20 protein-coding genes are annotated in these 21574 nt (G+C 68.2%); 13 read left to right on the top strand and 7 right to left on the bottom strand.

From position 1 onward, the window contains the following. Position 1 precedes the first annotated feature (1 nt). The gene (locus tag AC3WON_RS02595; RefSeq protein ID WP_492351070.1) at positions 2-1570 is read left to right on the top strand and encodes a sulfatase-like hydrolase/transferase; all 1569 of its coding nucleotides are present in this window, start codon (positions 2-4) and stop codon (positions 1568-1570) included. Positions 1571-1760: 190 nt separating this feature from the next. Beyond that, a complete protein-coding gene (locus AC3WON_RS02590; protein WP_492316920.1) occupies positions 1761-2285 on the top strand; it encodes a host attachment protein in 525 nt (174 codons plus the stop codon). 50 nt (positions 2286-2335) lie between these two features. Here AC3WON_RS02590 and AC3WON_RS02585 read toward each other — a convergent pair whose 3' ends face one another. Continuing rightward, positions 2336-2590: a hypothetical protein gene (locus tag AC3WON_RS02585; RefSeq protein WP_492316919.1), complete on the bottom strand. Its 255-nt coding sequence runs from the start codon at positions 2588-2590 to the stop codon at positions 2336-2338. A 270-nt stretch (positions 2591-2860) separates the two neighbouring features. Further along, entirely contained in the window at positions 2861-3571 is a 711-nt protein-coding gene (locus AC3WON_RS02580; protein WP_492316918.1) for a GntR family transcriptional regulator, read from the bottom strand. Positions 3572-3745: 174 nt separating this feature from the next. Between AC3WON_RS02580 and AC3WON_RS02575 the strand changes: the two genes are divergently transcribed. The 7 genes from AC3WON_RS02575 to gabD all read left to right on the top strand — a co-directional run bounded on the left by AC3WON_RS02575 (position 3746) and on the right by gabD (position 11427). Beyond that, positions 3746-5419 (top strand): GMC family oxidoreductase, encoded by a 1674-nt coding sequence (locus AC3WON_RS02575; RefSeq protein WP_492351069.1) that lies wholly within the window; start codon positions 3746-3748, stop codon positions 5417-5419. A gap of 49 nt (positions 5420-5468) precedes the next feature. After that, the gene (locus AC3WON_RS02570) at positions 5469-6380 is read left to right on the top strand and encodes a TauD/TfdA dioxygenase family protein (RefSeq protein ID WP_492351068.1); all 912 of its coding nucleotides are present in this window, start codon (positions 5469-5471) and stop codon (positions 6378-6380) included. A gap of 34 nt (positions 6381-6414) precedes the next feature. Beyond that, the gene (locus AC3WON_RS02565; protein WP_492351067.1) at positions 6415-7836 is read left to right on the top strand and encodes an aldehyde dehydrogenase family protein; all 1422 of its coding nucleotides are present in this window, start codon (positions 6415-6417) and stop codon (positions 7834-7836) included. A 194-nt stretch (positions 7837-8030) separates the two neighbouring features. Next, positions 8031-9266, top strand: coding sequence for an AI-2E family transporter (locus AC3WON_RS02560; RefSeq protein ID WP_492351066.1), 1236 nt, complete (start codon positions 8031-8033; stop codon positions 9264-9266). Positions 9267-9374: 108 nt separating this feature from the next. Beyond that, a complete protein-coding gene (locus AC3WON_RS02555) occupies positions 9375-9590 on the top strand; it encodes a hypothetical protein (protein WP_010814521.1) in 216 nt (71 codons plus the stop codon). A gap of 97 nt (positions 9591-9687) precedes the next feature. Next, entirely contained in the window at positions 9688-9906 is a 219-nt protein-coding gene (locus AC3WON_RS02550; protein WP_492316913.1) for a DUF3079 domain-containing protein, read from the top strand. Positions 9907-9978: 72 nt separating this feature from the next. After that, positions 9979-11427 (top strand): NADP-dependent succinate-semialdehyde dehydrogenase, encoded by a 1449-nt coding sequence (gene gabD / locus AC3WON_RS02545; RefSeq protein ID WP_492316912.1) that lies wholly within the window; start codon positions 9979-9981, stop codon positions 11425-11427. A 12-nt stretch (positions 11428-11439) separates the two neighbouring features. Here gabD and AC3WON_RS02540 read toward each other — a convergent pair whose 3' ends face one another. The 3 genes from AC3WON_RS02540 to AC3WON_RS02530 are packed head-to-tail and all read right to left on the bottom strand — an operon-like array spanning position 11440 to position 13518. After that, on the bottom strand, positions 11440-12282 hold the full coding sequence (locus tag AC3WON_RS02540) for a hypothetical protein (protein ID WP_492351065.1): 843 nt from the start codon (positions 12280-12282) through the stop codon (positions 11440-11442). A gap of 22 nt (positions 12283-12304) precedes the next feature. Then, on the bottom strand, positions 12305-12658 hold the full coding sequence (gene flhD, locus AC3WON_RS02535; RefSeq protein ID WP_492316910.1) for a flagellar transcriptional regulator FlhD: 354 nt from the start codon (positions 12656-12658) through the stop codon (positions 12305-12307). A 26-nt stretch (positions 12659-12684) separates the two neighbouring features. Beyond that, entirely contained in the window at positions 12685-13518 is an 834-nt protein-coding gene (locus AC3WON_RS02530) for a helix-turn-helix domain-containing protein (RefSeq protein ID WP_492316909.1), read from the bottom strand. Between the two features lie 243 nt (positions 13519-13761). Here AC3WON_RS02530 and AC3WON_RS02525 point away from each other — a divergent pair, with 243 nt between their 5' ends. Both AC3WON_RS02525 and AC3WON_RS02520 read left to right on the top strand, forming a co-directional pair. Beyond that, positions 13762-15756, top strand: a complete 1995-nt coding sequence (locus AC3WON_RS02525; RefSeq protein ID WP_492316908.1) for a PAS domain-containing hybrid sensor histidine kinase/response regulator — start codon at positions 13762-13764, stop codon at positions 15754-15756. Between the two features lie 109 nt (positions 15757-15865). Beyond that, positions 15866-16846, top strand: a complete 981-nt coding sequence (locus AC3WON_RS02520) for a Bug family tripartite tricarboxylate transporter substrate binding protein (protein WP_492316907.1) — start codon at positions 15866-15868, stop codon at positions 16844-16846. A gap of 10 nt (positions 16847-16856) precedes the next feature. On the opposite strand, the gene AC3WON_RS02515 is transcribed toward AC3WON_RS02520, so the two are convergent. Together AC3WON_RS02515 and AC3WON_RS02510 are read right to left on the bottom strand one after the other, a co-directional pair. Beyond that, positions 16857-17687, bottom strand: coding sequence for an IclR family transcriptional regulator (locus AC3WON_RS02515; RefSeq protein ID WP_492316906.1), 831 nt, complete (start codon positions 17685-17687; stop codon positions 16857-16859). Next, positions 17684-18511, bottom strand: coding sequence for an IclR family transcriptional regulator (locus AC3WON_RS02510; RefSeq protein WP_492316905.1), 828 nt, complete (start codon positions 18509-18511; stop codon positions 17684-17686). The genes AC3WON_RS02515 and AC3WON_RS02510 overlap by 4 nt, the downstream gene beginning before the upstream one ends. Before the next feature lie 319 nt (positions 18512-18830). On the opposite strand from AC3WON_RS02510, the gene AC3WON_RS02505 reads away from it, so the two are divergent. Both AC3WON_RS02505 and AC3WON_RS02500 read left to right on the top strand, forming a co-directional pair. Beyond that, entirely contained in the window at positions 18831-19790 is a 960-nt protein-coding gene (locus tag AC3WON_RS02505; protein ID WP_492316904.1) for an MBL fold metallo-hydrolase, read from the top strand. A gap of 49 nt (positions 19791-19839) precedes the next feature. Then, entirely contained in the window at positions 19840-21564 is a 1725-nt protein-coding gene (locus AC3WON_RS02500) for an FAD-dependent oxidoreductase (RefSeq protein WP_492351064.1), read from the top strand. The last annotated feature ends 10 nt before the right edge of the window (positions 21565-21574 follow it).

Here is a 21574-nt window from a genome sequence, read left to right as displayed (position 1 = left end):
CATGACGATCCGCAATACCCTCTTCATCATGTGCGACCAGCTGCGGCGCGACCACCTGGGCTGCTACGGGCATCCGGCGCTGCGCACGCGCAATATCGATGCGCTGGCCGCGCGCGGCGTTCGCTTCGACCGCGCCTTCGTCGCGTCCGGGGTCTGCGGCCCCAGCCGCATGAGCTTCTATACCGGCCGCCATGTCAGCAGCCACGGCGCCACCTGGAACCGCGTGCCGCTGTCGGTGGGCGAAGTCACGCTGGGCGAATACCTGAAGCACAGCGGCCGCGCGCTGGCGCTGGCGGGCAAGACCCATGTGATGCCCGACAACGCCAACCTGAAGCGGCTCCACCTGGATGGCGGCACCGAGCTGGAAACGCTGCTGCGCAGCGGCCACTTCACCGAAGTCGACCGCCATGACGGCCACCACGCCGAGCCGCACAGCGCCTACGCCGACTGGCTGCGCCAGCAAGGCTACGACAGCGCGGATCCGTGGACCGACTACGTGATCAGCGCCGAGAACGAACGCGGCGAGATCGTCTCCGGCTGGCACATGCGCAACGCCGGCCTGCCCGCGCGCGTGGCCGAGCCGCACTCCGAGACCGCGTACACGGTCGACCAGGCGATGCGGTACATCGCCACGCGCGGCGACGATCCGTGGGTGCTGCACCTGTCGCTGGTCAAGCCGCACTGGCCCTACCTGGCGCCCGCGCCCTACCACGCCGCATATTCGCTCGATGACTGCCTGCCGCTGCAGCGCCACGACGCCGAGCTGGAAGACCCGCACCCGGTGCTGTCGGCCTACCGCACGCAGGAAGAATGCGCCAACTTCATGCGCCAGGAAGTCTCGGACACGGTGCGCCCCGCCTACCAGGGCCTGATCCAGCAGATCGACGACCGGCTCGGCCAGCTCTGGGAACAGCTCGAACGCCTGGGCCGCTGGCAGGACACGCTGATCGTCTTCACCGCCGACCACGGCGATTTCCTGGGCGACCACTGGCTGGGCGAGAAGGAGCAGTTCTACGACACCGTGCAGAACATCCCGCTGATCGTCTACGATCCCTCGCCGGCAGCGGATGCCACGCGCGGCACCGCGCAGGCCAGCATGGTCAGCGCGGTCGACGTGGTGCCGACGGTGCTGGACGCACTGGGCCTGCCGCCGGCCGACCACCGCATCGAGGGCCGCTCGTTGCTGGACCTGACGCGCGCGGGCGAGCGCGCCGATGCCGGCAGCTGGCGCGATTTCGTCGTATCCGAGCTGGACTACGCCTATCGCGGCGCTCGCGTTGCGCTGGGCCGCCACCCCGGCGAGTGCCGCGCCTGGATGGTGCGTGACGGGCGCTGGAAATACGTGCACTGGCAAGGGTTCCGGCCACAGCTGTTCGACCTGCAGAACGATCCGCAGGAGTATTTCGACCTGGGCAGCGACCCCGGCCACGAAGCCGTGCGCAGCGCCATGCGGTTGCGGTTGCTGGAATGGTTCTGCACGCTCAAGCCGCGCGTGACGGTAACCAACGAAGAGGTGGCGGCCAAGACCAATGTGTACAAGCAGGCCGGCGTGTTCTTTGGCGTATGGTGACAGATCGGCATGCCGGGGCCTGAAAAAGTTGCACAGCATCCCTGTCGATACTGCAACGGCATGGCCCTTGCGGCATCTGATGCTTGGCCCGGCGCCATCTGCGGCCCCGCCTTGTGCCCCTGCCCCGATGGCGTACCCCTTGCATCGAGGGCATGAGGCCCCGTGTTCGGGCTCCGCAACCGGAGCGATCATGAAGAACATCTGGATCCTTGTGGCGGACGAATCCCTCGCCCGCATCTTTGCCTCGCACGCCGATAGCGCACCGCTCGAAGTGGTCGAGGAGATCACCGACGCGGCCGCGCATGCCGACCGCGCCGACCTGCGCCGCGACGCCTATGGCCGGCGTGGCCACGCTTCCGCGCAGGGAGACGTCGGCCACCCCGGTGCCCACCAGGTCGGACCTTCCACGGTCACCTCCTCGGCCGGGGAAGATGAACTGCACCAGGAAGCGCAGTTGTTTGCCCGCCGCGTGGCGGACTACCTTGCCGATGCGCGCAACAAGCAGCGCTTTGACTCACTGGCGCTGATTGCCGCGCCGCGTTTTCTCGGCCTGCTGCGCAAAGCCCTTCCCGCCGGGGTCACCGACGTCATCACGAAGGAAATTGGCAAGGACTTCACCCACGTGCCCAACAACGACCTGCAACAACGGCTCGCGGACGAAGACATCGTTCCCGCGCGCCGCGACGCGCGCGTCGTTACCGGCCGGGACCGATAGCGAAGCCGCGCAGCCGCCGGTGCCAGGCCACCGGCGGCTGTGCGCCGGCGTCAGCGGGCAGTGCCCGAGCCGCTGGCTGCACCGCTGCTGCCGCTCGAGGTGCCGCTCGGGCTGGTAGTGCTGGTGGCGCCGGACGTGCCGGTAGAAGTGCTTGTGCCAGGGGTGGTGCTGCGGCTGCGGCTCTGTTCGGTGACCGAACCGGAGCCGGACAGCGAGCCGGAGCCGGTGGTGCTGCCGGTGGCGGTGCAACCCGCCAGGATGCCAAGTGCGAGCAGGGCTGTGCCGATGCGTAGGGTTGTTTTCATGTCGTCCTCCATCTAGCAGGTTGGCGGCAAGCCTAGCTGCACGGCGCAGGCTGCCGGCGAGCGCGCTGGAACGCAGCTCTGCTGCGGAAGACGCAACTGACGTACCAGCGGCGCCATGTGACGATCGGCGCGAGTCCGTTGACCACGCGGCACCCGGCAATGCAGGAAAGGACATGACTGCGGCCCGGCCGCAGTAAGAAGTGCGCGCCGCGGGTAAAAGTTACCACGCCGGCGCAGTTCAGTTTCGACTGAAGATGGCAGACATCCGCGCTATCGCGTCAGTGTCCACTTATAGGCATAGCGGTCCGGACGGAACAGCAGTTCGCCGCACAACAACGGTGTGTCCTCGATGTCATGCGGCGTGCTGCGCAGGCGCAACAGCGGATCGCCCACGCCAACACCGAGCCGGCGCGCCACGTCCGCGGGCGCGGCGACGGCGGTGGCTTCCATCGCCACTTCCTTGAACCGGTATCCCAGCCGGCTCTCAAACAGCGCCATGGCATCGTTGGTTTCCAGGTCCTCCTGCACCAGGCGGCGCATCAGCGGCTCAGGACCCATCAGGGTGAAATGCGCCACGGCCGCGTCGTCCCAGTACCGCACGGTAGCCACGCTCAGCACCTTCTCGCCAGGCTGCAGACGCAGCGCCGCCGCCACATGGGCCGGCGCCCGCACCAGCCGTACCGACACCAGCTTGCCGTAGGCAAGCTGGCCACGGGCGCGTCCGGTTTCATAGAAGCCGGTCAGCGCGCCTAGGCTGGGCGTGTCCGAGGGGCGGGTCACGAAGCTGCCCTTGCCGTTGACCTTCTCGATCAGGCCGGCGTTGTGCAGCCCGGACAGGGCCTGGCGCACGGTGATCCGGCTGACCGCGAATTCCGTCACCAGCTCGGCCTCGGAAGGCAGCTTGGCGCCGGGCGCCCATGTGTTGCTGGCAATCCGCTGGCGAATCTCGTTTTCTATCTCTTTGAACCTGGGCAGCGCCACGTGTGTTCCGCCCTGGGCGGCTCCGAATGCTGGGTGGAACGGATTATACCTATCATGACAGGTCGAGGCGAAACCCTATTGACCTGTCATAACAGGTAATGGCAGTATCGCCCATCGGCAGCTACCTGCACCCACAGGAAAGCACCGTCAAAAGCCGCTCAGGAGACACAGAAATTGAAGACCAACGCATCGCAGGGCGCCGCCACTCCGGCGGCTGAATTCGACTACATCGTGATCGGCGCCGGGTCAGCCGGTTGCGCCGTGGCTGGGCGCCTGGCCGAAGACACGGACGCAACCGTGGCGCTGCTCGAGGCGGGGCCGCATGACCATCACTTCTCGGTCTGGGCGCCGGTGGGCATTGCCGCGGTCGTCCCCAAGGCCGGGCCACGCAACTACGCCTACTACACCGAACCGCAACCGGGCCTGAATGGCCGCCGCTCCTACCAGCCGCGCGGGCGCGGCCTGGGCGGCAGTTCCTCGATCAACGGCATGGTCTATATCCGCGGCCATCGGCACGATTACGACGGCTGGGCCGCGCTCGGTTGCCGGGGCTGGGGCTTCGACGACGTCCTGCCCTACTTCCGCCGCAGCGAGCGCAATCCGCGCCTGGCCAGCCAGGAACATGCGCTGCACGGCAACGACGGGCCGCTGCACGTGAGCGACCTGCGCTCGCCCAATCCGTTTGCGCAACGCTTTGTCCAGGCAGCGATCCAGGCCGGCCTGCCTCACAACGGCGACTTCAATGGCCACAGCCAGGAAGGCGCCGGCCTGTACCAGGTAACGCAGCGCAACGGCGAACGCTGGAACTCGGCGCGGGCCTACCTGCACAGCGGCAATGCCGCGGACACGGCGCTGAATGGCGGCCGTCGCGGCCTGGCGGTGCTGACCGATACGCAAGCGCTGCGGATCGTGTTCGAAGGCAAGCGCGCTGTCGGGGTGGAAGTCGTGCGCGGTGGGGCGGTGCAGATCCTGCGCGCACGGCGCGAGATCGTGGTCAGCGGCGGCACCTTCAACTCGCCGCAGTTGCTGCTGGCATCCGGCATCGGCCCGGCCGCGCAACTGCGCAGCTTCGGCATCGACGTGGTCCATGACCTTCCGGGCGTGGGCGAGAACCTGCAGGACCACCTCGACATCATCATCAACAAGCAGCTGCAAACGACCGAGCTGTTCGGCAAGACTGGCCGCGGCATGCTGCGCCTGGCGCGCGAGGTGATGCGCTACCGGCGCAACCGCACCGGCATGGTCTCGTCCAATATCGCCGAGGCCGGTGCCTTCCTGCGCAGCCGCCCCGAGCTGGACATCCCGGATGTGCAGCTGCACTTTGCCGTGGCGCTGCTCGGCAACCGCAACCTGGGCAAGCTGGGCCACGGCTACTCCTGCCACGCCTGCGTGCTGCGCCCGAAGAGCCGCGGCCATGTGCGCCTGCGCAGTGCCGACATGCGCGAGACGCCGGTGATCGATCCGCGCTTCCTGTCGGCCGAGGAAGACATGGCGGGCATGGTCGCAGGCGTGCGGGCGATCCGCCGCATCTTTGCGCAGCCCGCGCTGGCGCAGCACGGCGGGCGCGAAGTCCTGACCGACGCTTTCGGCCCCGACAGCAGCAATGAAGCCGCCATCCGCGAATTCGTGCGCACGCACGCGGACACGGTCTACCACCCGGTCGGCACCTGCAAGATGGGCGTCGACAACATGGCGGTAGTCGACCCGGAACTGCGCGTGCACGGCGTCGAGGGCCTGCGCGTCGCTGACGCATCGATCATGCCGACGCTGATCGGCGGCAACACCAACGCCCCCGCCATCATGATCGGCGAAAAGGCTGCGGACCTGATCAGGGCCTCGCACCGCTGAGCCGGTCATTCCCCCCTGCATTGGCAACACAACACCGAGGAGACACCCCATGCAAGCCACTGCCGCAACCACCATCAGCCCGGAAGCCTACCGGGCGCAGGACAACGAAGACTTTCCCTTTACCGTGCGCCGCTGCACGCCGACGATCGGCGCCGAAGTCGAAGGCATCGATTTCCGCGAGACGCTCGACCACGAAACCTACCTCTCGCTGCGCCGCGCACTGCTGAAGTACAAGGTGCTGTTCTTCCGCAAGCAGGCGATCACGCCGGCCCAGCACGTAGCCGTGGCGCGCCGCTTCGGCGAGCTGGAAGTGCATCCGATGCTCACCAACCACCCGGAACATCCCGAACTGGTTGTATTCGGGCGCGATGGCACGACGCGCGGACGCGAGAACCTTTACCACTCGGACGTTACCTGGCGCATGGTCCCGTCGATGGGTTCGATGCTGCGCTGCCTGGAATGCCCGGAGGTCGGCGGCGATACCATCTGGATCAATATGGTCGCGGCCTATGAAAACCTGCCGCAGGACATGAAGGCCCGCATCGCCAACCTGAAGGCCGTGCACGACGCGATGCCGACCTTCGGCTCGGCGCTGAACGAAGAACAATACGCGGAGATGCGCGCCAAGTTTCCGCCGATGGTGCACCCGGTGGTACGCACGCACCCGGAAACCGGCGAGAAGATCCTGTTCGTCAACGAAGCCTTCACCACGCATTTCGCCAACTTCGCCAAGGAACAGCCGTACCGCATCGGCTCCGACTACCGGCCCGCGGAACTGGACCTGCTGCAGTACCTGTACCGCCAGGCCGCCGCGCCGGAGTACCAGGTGCGGCTGCGCTGGCAGCCGGACACCATCGCGCTCTGGGACAACCGCTCCACGCAACATTACGCGGTGCAGGATTACTTCCCGGCCGTGCGCCATATGAACCGCGCCACCATCATCGGCGACCGTCCGGTCTGACCCTATCCACCCACAAACTTCCGAGGCAACCGGCATGAACATCGTCGACAAGTTCTATATCAACGGCAAGTGGGTGCAGCCCGCAGCGGGCGCGACCCAGGCCGACATCATAGACCCAACCACCGAAGCGGTCGCCGGCAAGCTCGCCATGGGCACCACGGCGGACGTGGACCAGGCCGTGGCCGCAGCGCGCGCGGCATTCCCGGCCTGGTCGGTGTCCACGCGTGAAACCCGCATCGCCCTGCTCGAGCGCATCATCGCCGCCTACCAGGCGCGCATCGGCGACCTGGCGCAGGCGGTGCGCCAGGAGATCGGCGCACCGATCACGCTGGCCACCAACGTGCAGGCCGCGATCGGCCTGGCACAGTTGCAGGCAACGCTGCAGACGCTGCGCGGCTTCGAGTTCGAAACCACGCGCGGCAAGAGCTGCATCCTGCGCGAGGCCATCGGCGTAGCGGCGCTGATCACGCCGTGGAACTGGCCGCTGAACCAGATCGCGGCCAAGGTGGCGCCGGCGCTGGCGGCGGGCTGCACCGTGGTGCTCAAGCCGTCCGAGATCGCGCCGCTGGACGCCCGCATCTTTGCCGAGATCATGGATGCCGCGGATACGCCACCGGGTGTCTTCAACATGATCTATGGCGAGGGCCGCACCGTGGGCGCGGCGCTATCGTCGCATCGCGACGTCGACATGGTGTCGATCACCGGCTCGACCCGCGCCGGCGTGGAAGTGGCCATCAGCGCCGCGCCCACGGTCAAGCGCGTGGCGCAGGAGCTGGGCGGCAAGTCGCCGATGATCATCCTGGACGATGCCGACCTGCAGGCGGCGGTGACCAGCGGCGTGGCGCAGTGCATGCTCAACACCGGACAGACCTGCATCGCGCCGACGCGCATGCTGGTGCCGCGCTCGCGCTATGAGCAGGCCGTGCAGATTGCCGCCGCCGTCGCCAGCGCGGTCAAGGTGGGCGACCCGTCCGACCCCGAGACCAAGATGGGCCCGATCTCCAACCGCGGCCAGTACGACAAGGTGCAGCGCCTGATCGGGGTGGGCATCGAGGAAGGCGCGCGCGTGGCCGCAGGCGGCCCCGGCCGCCCCGACGGGCTGCAGCGCGGCTTCTATGCGCGCCCGACCATCTTTGCCGACGTGCGCAATGACATGACCATCGCGCGCGAAGAGATCTTCGGGCCGGTGATATGCCTGCTGCCGTACGACTCAGAAGAAGAGGCGGTGGCAATCGCCAATGACACCGAGTTCGGCCTGGCCGCCTACATCGCGTCGTCCGACGCGGCGCGGGCACGCAAGCTGGCCGCCCGCCTGCGCGCCGGCAGCGTGCGCATCAACGCCGCGACGATGGACCTCACCGCGCCGTTCGGCGGCTACAAGACGTCCGGCAACGGGCGTGAATACGGCCCCGAAGGCATTGCCGAGTTCCTTGAAACCAAGACGGTGACAGGTTGAGCCTGCGCGCTCCCGCCTGCAGTCACCGTACCGCCCGGTCGTGCAGCGCCATGCTGCCGGCCGGGCGGTGTCGCTTGTAAGGCGCCTCGCTGCCGCGCTTGTCTGACATGCGCAGGCGGCGGCGTCCGACAGCCGCAGCCTGCCGGCCAGCTATCTTCATAGCAGCGCCAGGCCTTTTGCCAGGGCGTCCGACTATGTCGACCATCCCCGATTCCGCGCCTTCTTCGCTGCCCCCTGCCCCGCCCGTTCCGTTGCCCGCCGACGGCAGCCCGCATGCGGGCGCCGACAACGAGGGCGCCGCCGGGCCGCGCACGGTGGCGGAGATGCCTGACACAGTCGCGCCAGCCGATGCCGTCACCGCCTCGCTGCACCGTGCCAGCGTGGCGCTGGTGGTGCTGGCCACGCTCTTTTCGCTGTACGCCGTGCATATCGCACGCGAATTCCTCATTCCGGTGGTGCTCGCGATCGTCCTGGCCTACCTGCTGGACCCGCTGGTCTGCGCGTTGCAGCGGCTGGGCCTACCGCGCGCGCTGGCGGGCACCGTGGTGTTGCTTGCCGTGCTGAGCGCCCTGCTCAGCGGCGCCTACCTGCTGCAGGGGCAGGTGGAGTCGATCGTCAACAGCCTGCCCGAGACGGCCAGCAAGCTGTCGCGCTCGGTCGGCGCGCTGATGAGCGGTGACGATTCCATGTGGCAGAAGGTACGCCGCGCCGCCACCGTCCTCAGTGGCACCGGCCAGCCAGCGCCCGCGCGCGGCACGCAGGTGGTGGTGGAGCAAGCGCCCGCCCAGATCCACAACATGCTGCTGGCCGGCTCGGTCAGCATCTTCACCATGGCCGGACAGGCGGTGGTGGTGGTCTTCCTGCTGTACTTCCTGCTGCTGGCCGGCGATACGTTCAAGCGCAAGTTCATCAAGATGGTCGGGCATACCATTTCCGAGAAGAAGATCAGCGTGCACATGCTGGACGAGGTCAACCGCTCCATCCGCCGCTATATGGGCATGCTGCTGGTGACCAATACGGCCCTGGGCGCCTGTACCTGGCTTCTGCTCAAGTGGCTGGGCGTGCACAACGCCGGCAGCTGGGCAATTGCGGCCGCGGCGCTGCACCTGGTGCCCTACTTCGGCGCCCTGGCAATCGCGGTCTGCCTGGGGGTGGTGACCTTCATGCAGTTCGGCACGCTCGGCATGGCAGCCGCGGCAACGGTCGGATCGCTGCTGATCGCCACGCTGATCGGGTCGGTCGTCACCACCTGGATGACCGGCCGCATGGCGCGCATGAACGCGGTGGCCGTATTTGTTGCACTGCTCCTGTTCACCTGGCTCTGGGGCGTATGGGGCATGTTGCTCGCCATCCCGCTGATCACCATCGCAAAGGTGGTTGCCGATCACATTGAGGGACTCGAAGTGGTGGCTGAGTTCCTTGGCGAATAACCGCGCGCCGTCGCCCAACGGCACTATCGATCCGCCGCTATACTGGAAAAGCGAATGCTGCACCACAGCATTCTTGCTACGCCGGGGATCGTGCGGAGGAAAACAATGATGTCTATATGCGACCTGTGCGAGTCGCAGCTGGACCGGCCGGGCCACGTGCCGCCGCATCCCAGGCTGGTGATGTCGGCGACCTTGCGCACCGCCAGCGGCCAGAATGCGTTTGTGTACCGTTGCGCGCACTGCGGCCAGACACTGCTGCTGGCCTCGCCCGATGGCGAGGCGCCCGACCGCTGGACCCGGCTGGATGCCGACGGATGGGACTGAGCGGGATGGCTCCCGGCTGACTTGCGCTTGCGATTGCGCAAATCGACGGCTTGCGGGTGTGGGCATAATCGTCTCAGCAGTTTCCCAACCGCAAGCCATGGCCAAGAAATTTCCCCTGCATCCCCGCCACCCCGAGCGCATCTGCTGGGGCTGCGACAAGTACTGCGCCGTAGACGACATGGGCTGCGGCAATGGCTCCAGCCGCACGCAGCACCCGGTTGAACTGCTCGGCGACGACTGGCTGGAGTACGGCGACTGGGGTATCGAGGCACCGTCAGCGGCCTCGCCTGCGGCGCCACCCAAGACCTCAACCTAGGCCGCCGGATTACAATCGTTGTCTCAGGCTTCCACAAGACGCCCGGCACCGCCGGCATCCACCGAGACAACCATGCTGAAACTCCAGGACTCCTCGCTGCTGCGGCAGCAGTGCTATATCGACGGCCGCTGGATCGACGGCGAGCGCCGCATCGACGTCACCAACCCGGCCACCGGCGAGCGCGTGGGACAGGTCCCGCAACTGGGTGCCGATGAAACCCGCCAGGCCATCGAAGCCGCCAACCGCGCGCTGCCGGCATGGCGCGCCCGCACCGCCAAGGAGCGCTCGGCGCTGCTGCGCAAATGGTTCGAACTGATCCTGGCCAGCCAGGAAGACCTGGCGCGCATCATGACCGCCGAACAGGGCAAGCCGATCGCAGAAGCGCGCGGCGAAATCGCCTACGCAGCCTCGTTTATCGAATGGTTTGCCGAAGAAGGCAAGCGCGTCTATGGCGACACCATCCCGGCGCCGGTCAGCAACCAGCGCATTGTGGTGACCAAGGAGCCGGTGGGGGTATGCGCGGCCATCACGCCGTGGAACTTCCCCGCTGCCATGATCACGCGCAAGGCCGGGCCGGCCCTGGCGGTGGGTTGCACCATGGTGCTCAAGCCGGCATCGCAAACCCCGCTGACAGCGCTGGCGCTGGTGGCCCTGGCCGAGCGCGCGGGCATTCCGGCCGGGGTGTTGTCGGTGGTGACCGGCTCGGCCGGCGCCATCGGTGGCGAGATGAGCAGCAACCCGCTGGTGCGCAAGCTCACCTTCACCGGGTCGACCGAGGTTGGCCGCGTGCTGATGGCCCAGACCGCGTCGACCATCAAGAAGGTGTCGATGGAGCTGGGCGGCAATGCGCCCTTTATCGTGTTCGACGATGCCGACCTGGACGCGGCGGTTGAAGGCGCGATCGTGTCCAAGTACCGCAATGCCGGCCAGACCTGCGTCTGCGCCAACCGCATCTACGTGCAGGCGGGCGTGTACGAGGCGTTTGCGCAGAAGCTGGTGGCGGCGGTGGCTGCCCTGAAGGTCGGCAACGGCATGGACGACGGCGTGCGCATCGGCCCGCTGATCGACGACAAGGCCGTGGCCAAGGTGGAAGAGCATATCGCCGACGCGCTCGGCAAGGGCGCGCGCCTGCTGCAGGGCGGCCAGCGCCATGTGCTGGGGCATTCTTTCTTCCAGCCGACCGTGCTGGCCGACGTCGGCCCCGGCATGCTGGTCGCGCGCGAGGAAACCTTCGGCCCGCTGGCGCCGCTGTTCCGCTTCGAAACCGAGGATGACGTGGTCGCCATGGCCAACGACACCGAGTTCGGCCTGGCCAGCTACTTCTATGCCCGCGACCTGGGCCGGGTCTGGCGCGTCTCCGAACGCCTGGAATACGGCATGGTGGGCGTCAATACTGGCCTGATTTCCAACGAGGTGGCGCCGTTCGGCGGCGTCAAGCAGTCTGGCGTGGGCCGCGAGGGCTCGCACTACGGCATCGAGGATTACCTGGTCATCAAGTACACCTGCATGGCCGGTATCTGACCTTGCCGCGCCTCAGCACGCCGTGTCCGCGCACACGGCGTGCCGGGGCTCGGGGCAGCGCCCGCGGTGCGGGCAGGTGTCGCGAAAGCGCGCGATCCGGTCATGGACACGCTGCATCTGCTCCAGCTGATAGCTGGCGCGCGCAGCGCTGTAACTGGCGCCGAACTCATACAGGGCGCCATCCGCGGCGCGGGATAGTCCTTCCAATGCCTGCGCCAGCTCCCGCCCTTCCACGCTGCGGTGCCGGCGCAGGCGCCAGGACAAGGCCTCCTGGCCCTGCGCGAGCAGGCTCTGCTCAAGGTAGCCAAGCTGCTCGGCAACGGCCTGCGCGCCATGCAGCGCCGACAGGTAGGCACACACCACCGCCAGGCGCTGGTTCATCTCCCCGCCGCGGCCCAGCAGTTCGCTGGCACAGGTGCGCAAGGTATCCGCGTCAAACGCTTTGCCTTCGTCGGTGGCTTCCTGTGCATAAGCGGCCAGCGGCAGCACCGTGACTGCCAGCCCCGGCGGCAGCACGCTGGTGAAACGGCTGGCGATCGCGTGCTGCAAGGTGCTGTCCAGTTCGCAGCAGGTCGGCACAGCGGCATCGACATAGAATTCCAGCGCCGGCGGCCGCCCGTGGTCCATCGACACCACGGCACGCGCAGGCGGGTGCCCGGCCATCGCAAGCACCTCGAGGCCGGCCTCGACACAGCGCTGCTCATCGGGCTCGGCCCCCAGTGCCTGGACAATATCCTGCATCTGCAGCGTGCACGTGATTTCCATGCGGGTTGGCCCGGGCGGGTGGTCGCCCCTGCGGCCGCGGTCGAGCGCCATCCGCTTCCATTCGACTTGCGTCATCGCATTGCCCGTCATACAGCCTCCGATTTTGGTTCCACTAGCCGCGCTGCGCGGCCATCACGATGGCCGCGTGCATGTTCTGCAGGGCATGCAGCGGCTCGGCGCCGGTCAGCGCGGCCACCAGCATGCTGTCTTCCAGCCGGAAACGGCACAGCACCAGGTTGGAGCGCGCCAGTGCCACCATCTGCAGCGGCGTGAGCGCGGCCAGCACACGGCCCACTTCGCGCTCGATGCCGAGCCGGAACAGGGCCTCGGCCTCGTTCTCGCGCATCAGCCGCTGCACCAGCAGCAGGTAGGAGAGGTTCAGGTCCGTGATTTCCCGCAGGCTCTCGCCGACCAGGTCGCTGGCCGTCCCTTCAGCCGCGGTGCCGGCCGGTGTTGCATGTTCCATTCGGTCCTCGCGCTGGCCGGGCTTGGTCATTCGACTGCCACAGCCTGGCCACCGGCCGCGCGCGGTGCCAGCCGGCGGGCATCGTGCGGGCCGCGCCGGGGCACCTGCTGATCGCACGCAGGCGCGTGCGCGGAGATCATCGGGCGCTCGGCGATGGCCCGCAAGGCGGGCTTGTCGAGCAGCGAGATGGTGCGGTGCCTCACCCGGATCAGCCCGCAGTCCGCCAGCCGCGAGAACTGCCGGCTGACTGTTTCCAGTGTCAGGCCGATATAGCTGCCGATTTCCTCCCGGCTCATGCGCAGCACGAACTCCGAGGACGAGAAGCCGCGCGCCGCAAGGCCTTCAGCCATCCATAGCAGGAAGGTCACCAGCCGCTCTTCGGCGGTCATCAGCGCCAGCATGGTCTGCAGCGCGCGTGCGCGCTGCGCCTGTGCGCCGAGCGCCAGGAACAGCTGGTTGGCAAGCTCCGGCATGCCGGCGGCGGCGCCGCGCAGCGCGTCCATGCCGAGCATGCACAGCTTGGTGTCTTCGAGCGCGGTGGCGTAGGACGCATAGTGCGGATGCGCCAGGCTGTCCAGCCCGACCAGGTCACCGGGGAAGTGGAAGCCGACCACTTGCGTGCGGCCGTCTTCCGTGGTCACGTGGGTCTTGACCGTGCCGACGCGGATTGCGTAGAGCGAGGTCACGGGGTCGCCCAGCAGGTACAGGCACTGGCCCTTGCGCAGGCGCACCGTGCGGTGGATGCCCCGGGCGCCGCCCGGCAGCCCCCGTGCGCCTCCCAGGCAGAAGCGGGCCAGTTGGCAATCTGCGCTGCACGGCATGCCGTCGCACGGCAGGTGGCATTCGTCTAACTGTGTCATTGGCGCCTCTGGATGGAAGAGCTGAAAGCCCTTGTGCGACCATTCTATGGAGCCAGTTTCCCCAGACAATCCGCACATTCTGATTTGCAGTACAGAAGCTTCTGATCCGGACCTGCGCTGCCGGGGCCACCGGCATCCCCCGCCATTGGCCCTGCCAGGCTGCTGGCGGGGGTATCCTTGCTACAAGACCAGGACCGGATGCGCTGGCGGGCCACGCCGGCAGGACGCCGTTCAGGACATGCCATGACACGACACCCCGAGAACCCGCAGCAACCCGCCGGAAGCGTACCTCGCCCCGACGCTGGCGAGCCATCGGGCGGGCGTTCGCACGAGATCCGGGCCGACCTGCCCGATGTGCCTTACCAGACCCTGGTGGACTCCGTGCAGGACTACGCCATCTTCACGCTCGACGTCGGCGGCCATGTCTCCAGCTGGAACAAGGGCGCGGCGCGCATCAAGGGCTATGCCCGCGAGGAGATCCTGGGCAAGCATTTCTCGCAGTTCTACACGCCGGATGCGATCGCCCGGAGTTGGCCGCAAGCCGAGCTGAAGGCCGCGGCCGAACAGGGCCGGTTCGAGGACGAGGGGTGGCGCGTGCGCAAGGACGGCAGCCGCTTCTGGGCCAACGTCGTCATCACCGCCCTGAAGGACGCCGAGGGCCGGCTGATCGGCTTTGCCAAGGTCACGCGGGACATGACCGAGCAGCGCCGCGCCGCCGAGGCCCTGCGCCAGAGCGAAGAAACCCTGCGGCTGCTGGTGGAGGGGGTCAAGGATTACGCCATCTTCATGCTCGATCCCGGCGGCCATATCGTCAGCTGGAATTCCGGTGCCTCTTATATCAAGGGCTACCGCCGCGACGAGATCATCGGCCGTCATTTCTCGGTGTTCTATCCGCAGGAGGATGTCGCCGCCGGCAAGCCGTCACGGCTCCTGGCGCTGGCGCGGCGCGTCGGGCGCGTGGAAGACGAAGGCTGGCGCGTGCGCAAGGATGGCTCGCTGTTCTGGGCCAATGTCACCCTGACAGCGGTATACGACGAGTCACGCACGCTGCGCGGCTTTGCCAAGGTGACGCGGGACATGAGCGAGCGCCGCCGCCGCGAAGAGCTGGAACGCTCCAGCCAGCGCATGAATGAGTTCCTGGCCACGCTTTCGCATGAACTGCGCAATCCGCTGGCGCCGGTGCACAGCGCGCTCGCGGCGATGCGGCTGGCGCCGGAGGACGCGGTGCTGGCAAACCGGAGCCTGGCCATGATCGAGCGCCAGGTGAACCACCTGAGCCGGTTGGTGGACGACCTGCTCGACATCGGGCGCATCACCTCCGGCCGCATCGAGCTGCGCATGGAGCCGGTCGAGTTCAACGAGATCATCGCGCTCGGCGTCGAGGCAGCGCAGCCGGCGCTGGATGCCAAATCGCAGTGCGTCGAAGTGCGGACCCATGCCGGCTCGATCCCAATGCGTGCCGACAAGACGCGGCTGGTGCAGGTCATGCAGAACCTGGTGCTCAATGCGTCGAAGTTCTCGCCGCCCGGGTCGTCGGTGACGATCGCCACCACGATCCAGAACCGCACACTGCAGGTCCAGGTGACGGACCAGGGCTGTGGCATCGGGCCCCAGGCCATCGACGAGATCTTCAACCTGTTCATGCAGGAAAGCCGTCCGGGCACCGACGTGCATGGCGGGCTGGGCATCGGCCTGTCGCTGTGCCGGTCACTGGTCGAGCTGCACGGCGGCACCATCGCTGCCGCCAGTGCCGGGCCGGGACAAGGCAGCACCTTCACGCTGCGCCTGCCGCTGCCGGCCTCGCGCAAGGATGACGCCCGCTCAGGAGCCGCACCGCGGGCCCTGGGTCCGGCCACGCCCGAGCAGCAGGCGCAGCGCATCCTGCTGGTCGACGACAACCGCGACGCCGCCGACAGCCTGGCCATGCTGCTCGAGATTTGCGGCCACGAGGTGACCATTGCCTACGACGGCGCCGAGGCCCTGCATGTGGCGCCGCGCTGCCGCCCGCATATCGCGCTGATCGACCTGGCCATGCCCGGCATGGACGGCTTCGAGGTAGTGCGCGCCATGCGCGGCGTGGCCGGCACCGAGCTGACGCGCTTCGTGGCGCTGACCGGCTTCGCCCAGCCGGCGGACCGGCAGCGTACCGAGGCAGCCGGCTTCGACGCGCACCTGGTCAAGCCGGTGGAGCTGGAAACGCTGTTCGGCACCATCGCCCGGCTGCGCCCGCCGGAGTGACCCGCTCCGGCACCGAACCCGACCTTCGCCAATCCCAAACACGCGCCTGCCGGCGCTGCGACACACTGACAGCCATTCCATCGCAACAGATCACAGAAAGGAGACAGCGATGCAGGGTTGGATCCGGCGTGCAGCCGCGGGGCTGGTATTTGCGTTCGCGGCCACGGCCGCCGGTACCGCGCTGGCGGACTATCCCGACAAGCCGGTGCGGCTGGTGGTGCCCTTCCCGCCCGGCGGCGCCACCGACCTGCTGGCGCGCGAGATCGGCAACGCACTGTCGGCGCGGCTGCACCAGCCGGTGGTGATCGACAACCGGCCCGGCGCCGGCGGCAACCTGGCGGCCATCGCGGTGGCGCGGGCCCCGGCCGACGGCTATACGCTGCTGTTCGGCACCTTCGGCTCGCTGGCGGTCAACAAGAGCCTCTATGACAAGCCTGGCTACGATCCGCTGAAGGACTTCGCGCCGGTGGCTTCGGTCGCCTACCTGCCCAACGTGCTGGTGGTGCATCCCAGCGTGCCGGCGCGCACCGTGCAGGAGCTGCTGGCGCTGGCGCGCAAGGAGCCGGGCAAGCTGACCTATGGCTCGTTCGGCAACGGCTCCTCGTCGCACCTGGCGGGCGAGCTCTTCACCCACCTGGCGGGTGTCAATATCACGCACATTCCGTACAAGGGCAGCGCCGCGTCGATGACCGACCTGATCGGCGGGCGCATCACCATGATGTTCGACAGCGTCTCGACCGCGCTGCCGTATATCCGCGACAACCGCGTGCGCGCGCTGGCGGTGACCACGCAGAAGCCCTCTGACCAGCTCCCCGGCGTGCCCACGCTGGCCGCCGCCGGCGTGCCCGGCTACGAGCTGACCGCGTGGTTTGGCGTGGCCGCGCCGGCCGGCACGCCCAAGGCAGTGATCGACCGCCTCAACGGCGAGATCGTGGCGGCGCTGAAGCAGCCTGACCTGGCCGCCAGGCTGGCCAGCCAGGGCACCGTGCCCTTCCCCGCCACGCCGGCGCAGTTCGGCAGCTATATCCGCGCGCAGTACGAGAAGTGGGACAGCCTGATCAAGTCGGCCAACATCAGGCTGGACAACTGATGGCCTGAGCTCAGGCCGTGTCCGGCGCGCCGAAGCGCCACGACAGCCGGCGCGCCGCCTGCCGCACCAGCGCGGCAGTGGCGCCTGCGGTGCTGCTGTCAAAGCTGCCGCTCGAGCCCATCACGGCGATCACCAGCGCCAGGCTGCCGGTGTGGTCGAATACCGGCGCCGCCAGCGTGTCGATGCCCGGCACCGGGTGGCTCAGCGCATTGTCGAGCCGGGCCGCGCGCACCTGTGCCAGGCGCCCGGCGTAGGCCGGCGCCAGCTTGCCGCCGGGTTCAAGCACTTCGGCCGCGGCGGCGCCGGCCATGCGCAATTCGTCCTTTTCCAGCAAGCCCGCCAGCACGTTGGCTGGCAGGTATGCCGCGGCGGTGCGGCCAATCGCGGTATGGACCAGCGACAGCACCGTGCCCACGCGCAGGCTTACGTGCTGGGGCCGCGCCGATTCCTCCAGCCGGACCACCGTGGGCCCCAGCGGCCCCAGCACTGCCATGGCCACGCTCAGGCCGGTGGCGCCGGCCAGCTCGATCACCTCCGGTTCCGCCTCACGCGTCGGCGACAGCCGCTGCAGCGCGATCAGTCCCAGCTCCAGCCCCAGCGGTCCGCACAGGTAGTTGCCCGCGGCATCGCGCGCCAGCAGGCCGGTCTTCTGCAGGCTGACCAGATGCGGGAACGCCTTGGCCGGCGGCATGCCCGCGGCCAGCGCCAGGTCGCGCAGTGCCAGCGGCCGGCCGGCGGCCACCAGTGCCACCAGCAGCTGGCCGGTGCTGTCCAGCGACTGGATGCCGCGCTGCGGCTTGCCGCCTTCCAGGTCTTGCTGGGCTTCTGTCGCGCTGCTCATGCCGGGCGTCCCTGTTCATCACGCAGCGCGGCGCCGATGTCCGCCGCTGCGGCCAGCAGGGCCTGCGCCGCCGCGCCGCGCCAGTCCACCTCGATGGCACCGGTCGATCCCACCAGGGTCAGCACCAGCCGCAGCACGCCAGCGGCGTCCAGCACCGGCACGCTGAGGCTGCTGACGGCCGGGCTGGGCGTGTCGATGCTGCGCTCGATGCCGCGCGCTCGGATTTCTCCCAGCCTGGCGCTGAAGGCGGCCAGGTCGGACTCGGCCGCGCCCGGCTGCTGTGCGCGCCACAGCGGCTGCCACAGTGCCGGCGGCTGGAACGCACAGAACACGCGCCCGGTAGCCGTGGCGGCCAGTGCCATCACCGTGCCCACGTGCAGGTTGACATGCAGCGGCGCGCTGGCCGGCACATAGCGCACGATGGTCGGGCCCTGTGGCCCGGCAATGCTGATTGCCACGCTGAAGCCGGACGCCTGCGCCAGCGCATCCACCCGGGGTTGCGCGGCGCGCCAGGCGGCGTCCTGCTCCAGGTGCAGCATGCCCAGCTGCAGCGACAGCGGCCCGGGCTCGTAGCGGCCGGAGAGGTGGTCGCGCTTGATCAGGCCCAGCCGCGTCAGGCTGACCAGGTAGGCATGCGCCTGGGCCGGCGCCAGCTGCGCCGCCTCGGCCAGCGCGGCCAGCGGCATTGGTGCGCGCGCGGCGGCCAGCGCCGCCAGCAGGCGCCCGCCCACCTCCACGCTCTGGATGCCGCGCTGTGCCTTGTCGGCACGCGCAGCGGGCTCGTCCGCCTGCGTTCCTGCTTCCCCAGCCTTGCGCCTGGCCATTGCCATCCTGTGTGATCGGAAAACCCGGATATTAATCGAACGCCTCCCGTTGCCGTGCACACGGGGGTTTACCCGAACAAGCTCCACCTGCTTCTGATGGCGCTTTCGGCACGCCTCAATTATTTGTCATAGGCTAATCATTTCGCTATTGATTAATTTTTCAACGTTTCCTAAGATTGCACTACCCCGTCCGAACACGGCGACCCACGCCGTCAGACATCCATAGAAACGGGGGCGAGACAGCCCGCGCGGCCAGCGCAACGCAGCCATCGTGCCCCGACCGGTGCCGTCTCGCCTCCCCACACAAAGGAAAGACGCCATGTCCAAGGCATTCGCATCGCAGGCCGACCTGGAAGCCAAGCAGGTCACCTTCACCCAGCTGTCGGAAAACGCCTGGGCCTACACCGCCGAGGGCGATCCCAATTCGGGCGTGGTCATCGGCGACGACGGCGTGCTGATCGTCGACACCACCGCTACGCCGGCCATGGCGCAGGACCTGATCGCCCGCATCCGCACCATCACCGACAAGCCCATCAAGTACGTGGTGCTGTCGCACTACCACGCGGTGCGCGTGCTGGGCGCGTCGGCCTACTTCGCCGAAGGCGCGCAGCAGGTCATCGCCAGCCGCGGCACCTACGAGATGATCGTCGAGCGCGGCGAGGCCGACATGAAGTCCGAGATCGAGCGCTTCCCGCGCCTGTTCGCGGGGGTCGAGACCGTGCCCGGCCTGACCTGGCCGACGCTGGTGTTCGAGAAGGAAATCACGCTGTTCCTGGGCAAGCTGGAAGTGCGCATCGCCCACCTGGGCTCGGGCCATACCAAGGGCGACACCGTGGTCTGGCTGCCGCAGCAGAAGGTGCTGTTCTCCGGCGACCTGGTCGAGTACGACGCCGCCTGCTACTGCGGCGACGCCCAGCTGGAAGACTGGCCGGCCACGCTGGACGCGCTGCAGGCACTCAAGCCGGAAAAGCTGGTGCCCGGCCGCGGCCCCGCGCTGACCACGCCGGAGGAAGTGGAGAAGGGTATCGCCTACACCAAGGACTTCGTCACCACGCTGTTCCAGGCCGGCAAGGAAGCCGTGGCCGAGAAGCTCGACCTGAAGGCCGCGATGGCGCACACCCGGCGCGCGATGGACCCCAAGTTTGGCCAGGTCTTTATCTACGAGCACTGCCTGCCCTTCGACGTCTCGCGCGCCTATGACGAGGCCAGCGGTGTCCGCCACCCGCGCATCTGGACGGCCCAGCGCGACAAGGAAATGTGGGCCGCACTGCAGGACTGACCTCCAAAAAGAACAAGTCGGGCAACAAGCTATGGATGGAGACACAGGCATGAGCAGCATCGATTACCAGCGGCTGTCGTTCGAGTACCAGCCCTGCGCCGAGCAACAGAAAGGGGCCGATCCGGCCGCCCACCCGGTCGTCGTGGTCGGCGCCGGGCCGGTCGGCCTGGCCACCGCCATCGACCTGGCGCAGCGCGGCGTGGCCGTGGTGCTGGTGGATGACGACTGCACGCTGTCCACCGGATCGCGCGCAATCTGTTTTTCCAAGCGCACGCTGGATATCTTCGACCGGCTGGGCTGCGGCGAGCGCATGGTCGACAAGGGCGTGCGCTGGCACGTCGGCAGGGTGTTCCTGCGCAACCAGCAGGTCTACAGCTTCGACCTGCTGCCCGAGAGCGGCCACCGCCGCCCGGCCTTCATCAACCTGCAGCAGTACTACCTCGAAGGCTACCTGCTCGAGCGCGCGCAGGCGCTGCCCAATATCGATATCCGCTGGCGCAACAAGGTGGTCGGGCTGCAGCAGCGCGCCACGCCAGAGCCCGGCGTGGTGCTGACCATCGAGACGCCTGAAGGCTGCTACCCGCTGGCGGCACGCTACGTGGTGGCCGCCGACGGTTCGCGCAGCCCGATGCGCAAGCTGCTGGGCCTGGACAGCAAGGGCCGCACCTTCCGCGACCGCTTCCTGATTGCCGACGTGAAGATGGAAGCGGATTTCCCGAGCGAGCGCTGGTTCTGGTTCGACCCGCCCTTCCACCCGAACCAGTCGGTGCTGCTGCACCGCCAGCCGGACAATGTCTGGCGCATCGACTTCCAGCTCGGCTGGGACGCCGACCCGGAGCTGGAGAAAACACCGGAGCGCGTGATCCCGCGGGTGCAGGCGCTGCTGGGCAAGGACGTGAAGTTCGAGCTGGAATGGGTCAGCGTCTATACCTTCTCCTGCCTGCGCATGGACAGCTTCCGCCACGGCAACATCCTGTTCGCCGGCGATGCCGCGCATGGCGTGTCGCCGTTCGGCGCGCGTGGCGCGAACAGCGGCATCCAGGACGCCGAGAACCTGGCCTGGAAGCTGGCCTATGTGCTGCAGGGCCATGCCTGCGACAAGCTGCTGGACACCTACGCCAGCGAGCGCGAATACGCCGCCGACGAGAACCTGCGCAACTCCACCCGTTCCACCGACTTCATCACGCCCAAGAGCGCGGTCAGCCGCGTGTTCCGCGATGCGGTGCTGACCCTGTCCAGGCGCCATGCGTTTGCGCGCACCCTGGTCAACAGCGGGCGGCTGTCGGTGCCCGCGGTGCTGCAGGATTCGCCGCTGAACACCGCTGACGACGCCCAGGACTATGCCTGCAAGCTGGTGCCTGGCGCGGTCTGCTGCGACGCGCCGGTATCCGGCGCGCAGGGCGCGGGCTGGCTGCTGTCGCACCTGGGCGGGGACTTCACGGTGCTGGTGTTCGGCAGCCCTGACGCCATCGATGCGGCCACGCTCGCCGGCCTCGCCGCGCTGAAAGACAGCGGCGTGCCGCTGCAACTGGTCTACGTGACCGACGCCGCGCAGCTGGCGGTGACCTGCACCAATGCCACCGTGCTGCGCGACGACGAGGGCCTGGCCGCCGCGCGCTACGGTGCCACGCCCGGCACCTGCTACCTGGTCCGCCCGGACCAGCATGTCTGCGCCCGCTGGCACCACCCCGACCCGGCCGCGATCCGCGCCGCGCTGGCGCGCGCCACCGGTGCCGATCTGCGCGCCCCGCAGCCCGGCCGCATGGCCGCCTGAGACCGGCCAG

Source organism: Cupriavidus sp. FW305-46, assembly GCF_058787075.1.
Note: the sequence above shows the minus strand (reverse complement) of the source record. Positions and strands in the feature narration are given on the sequence as shown.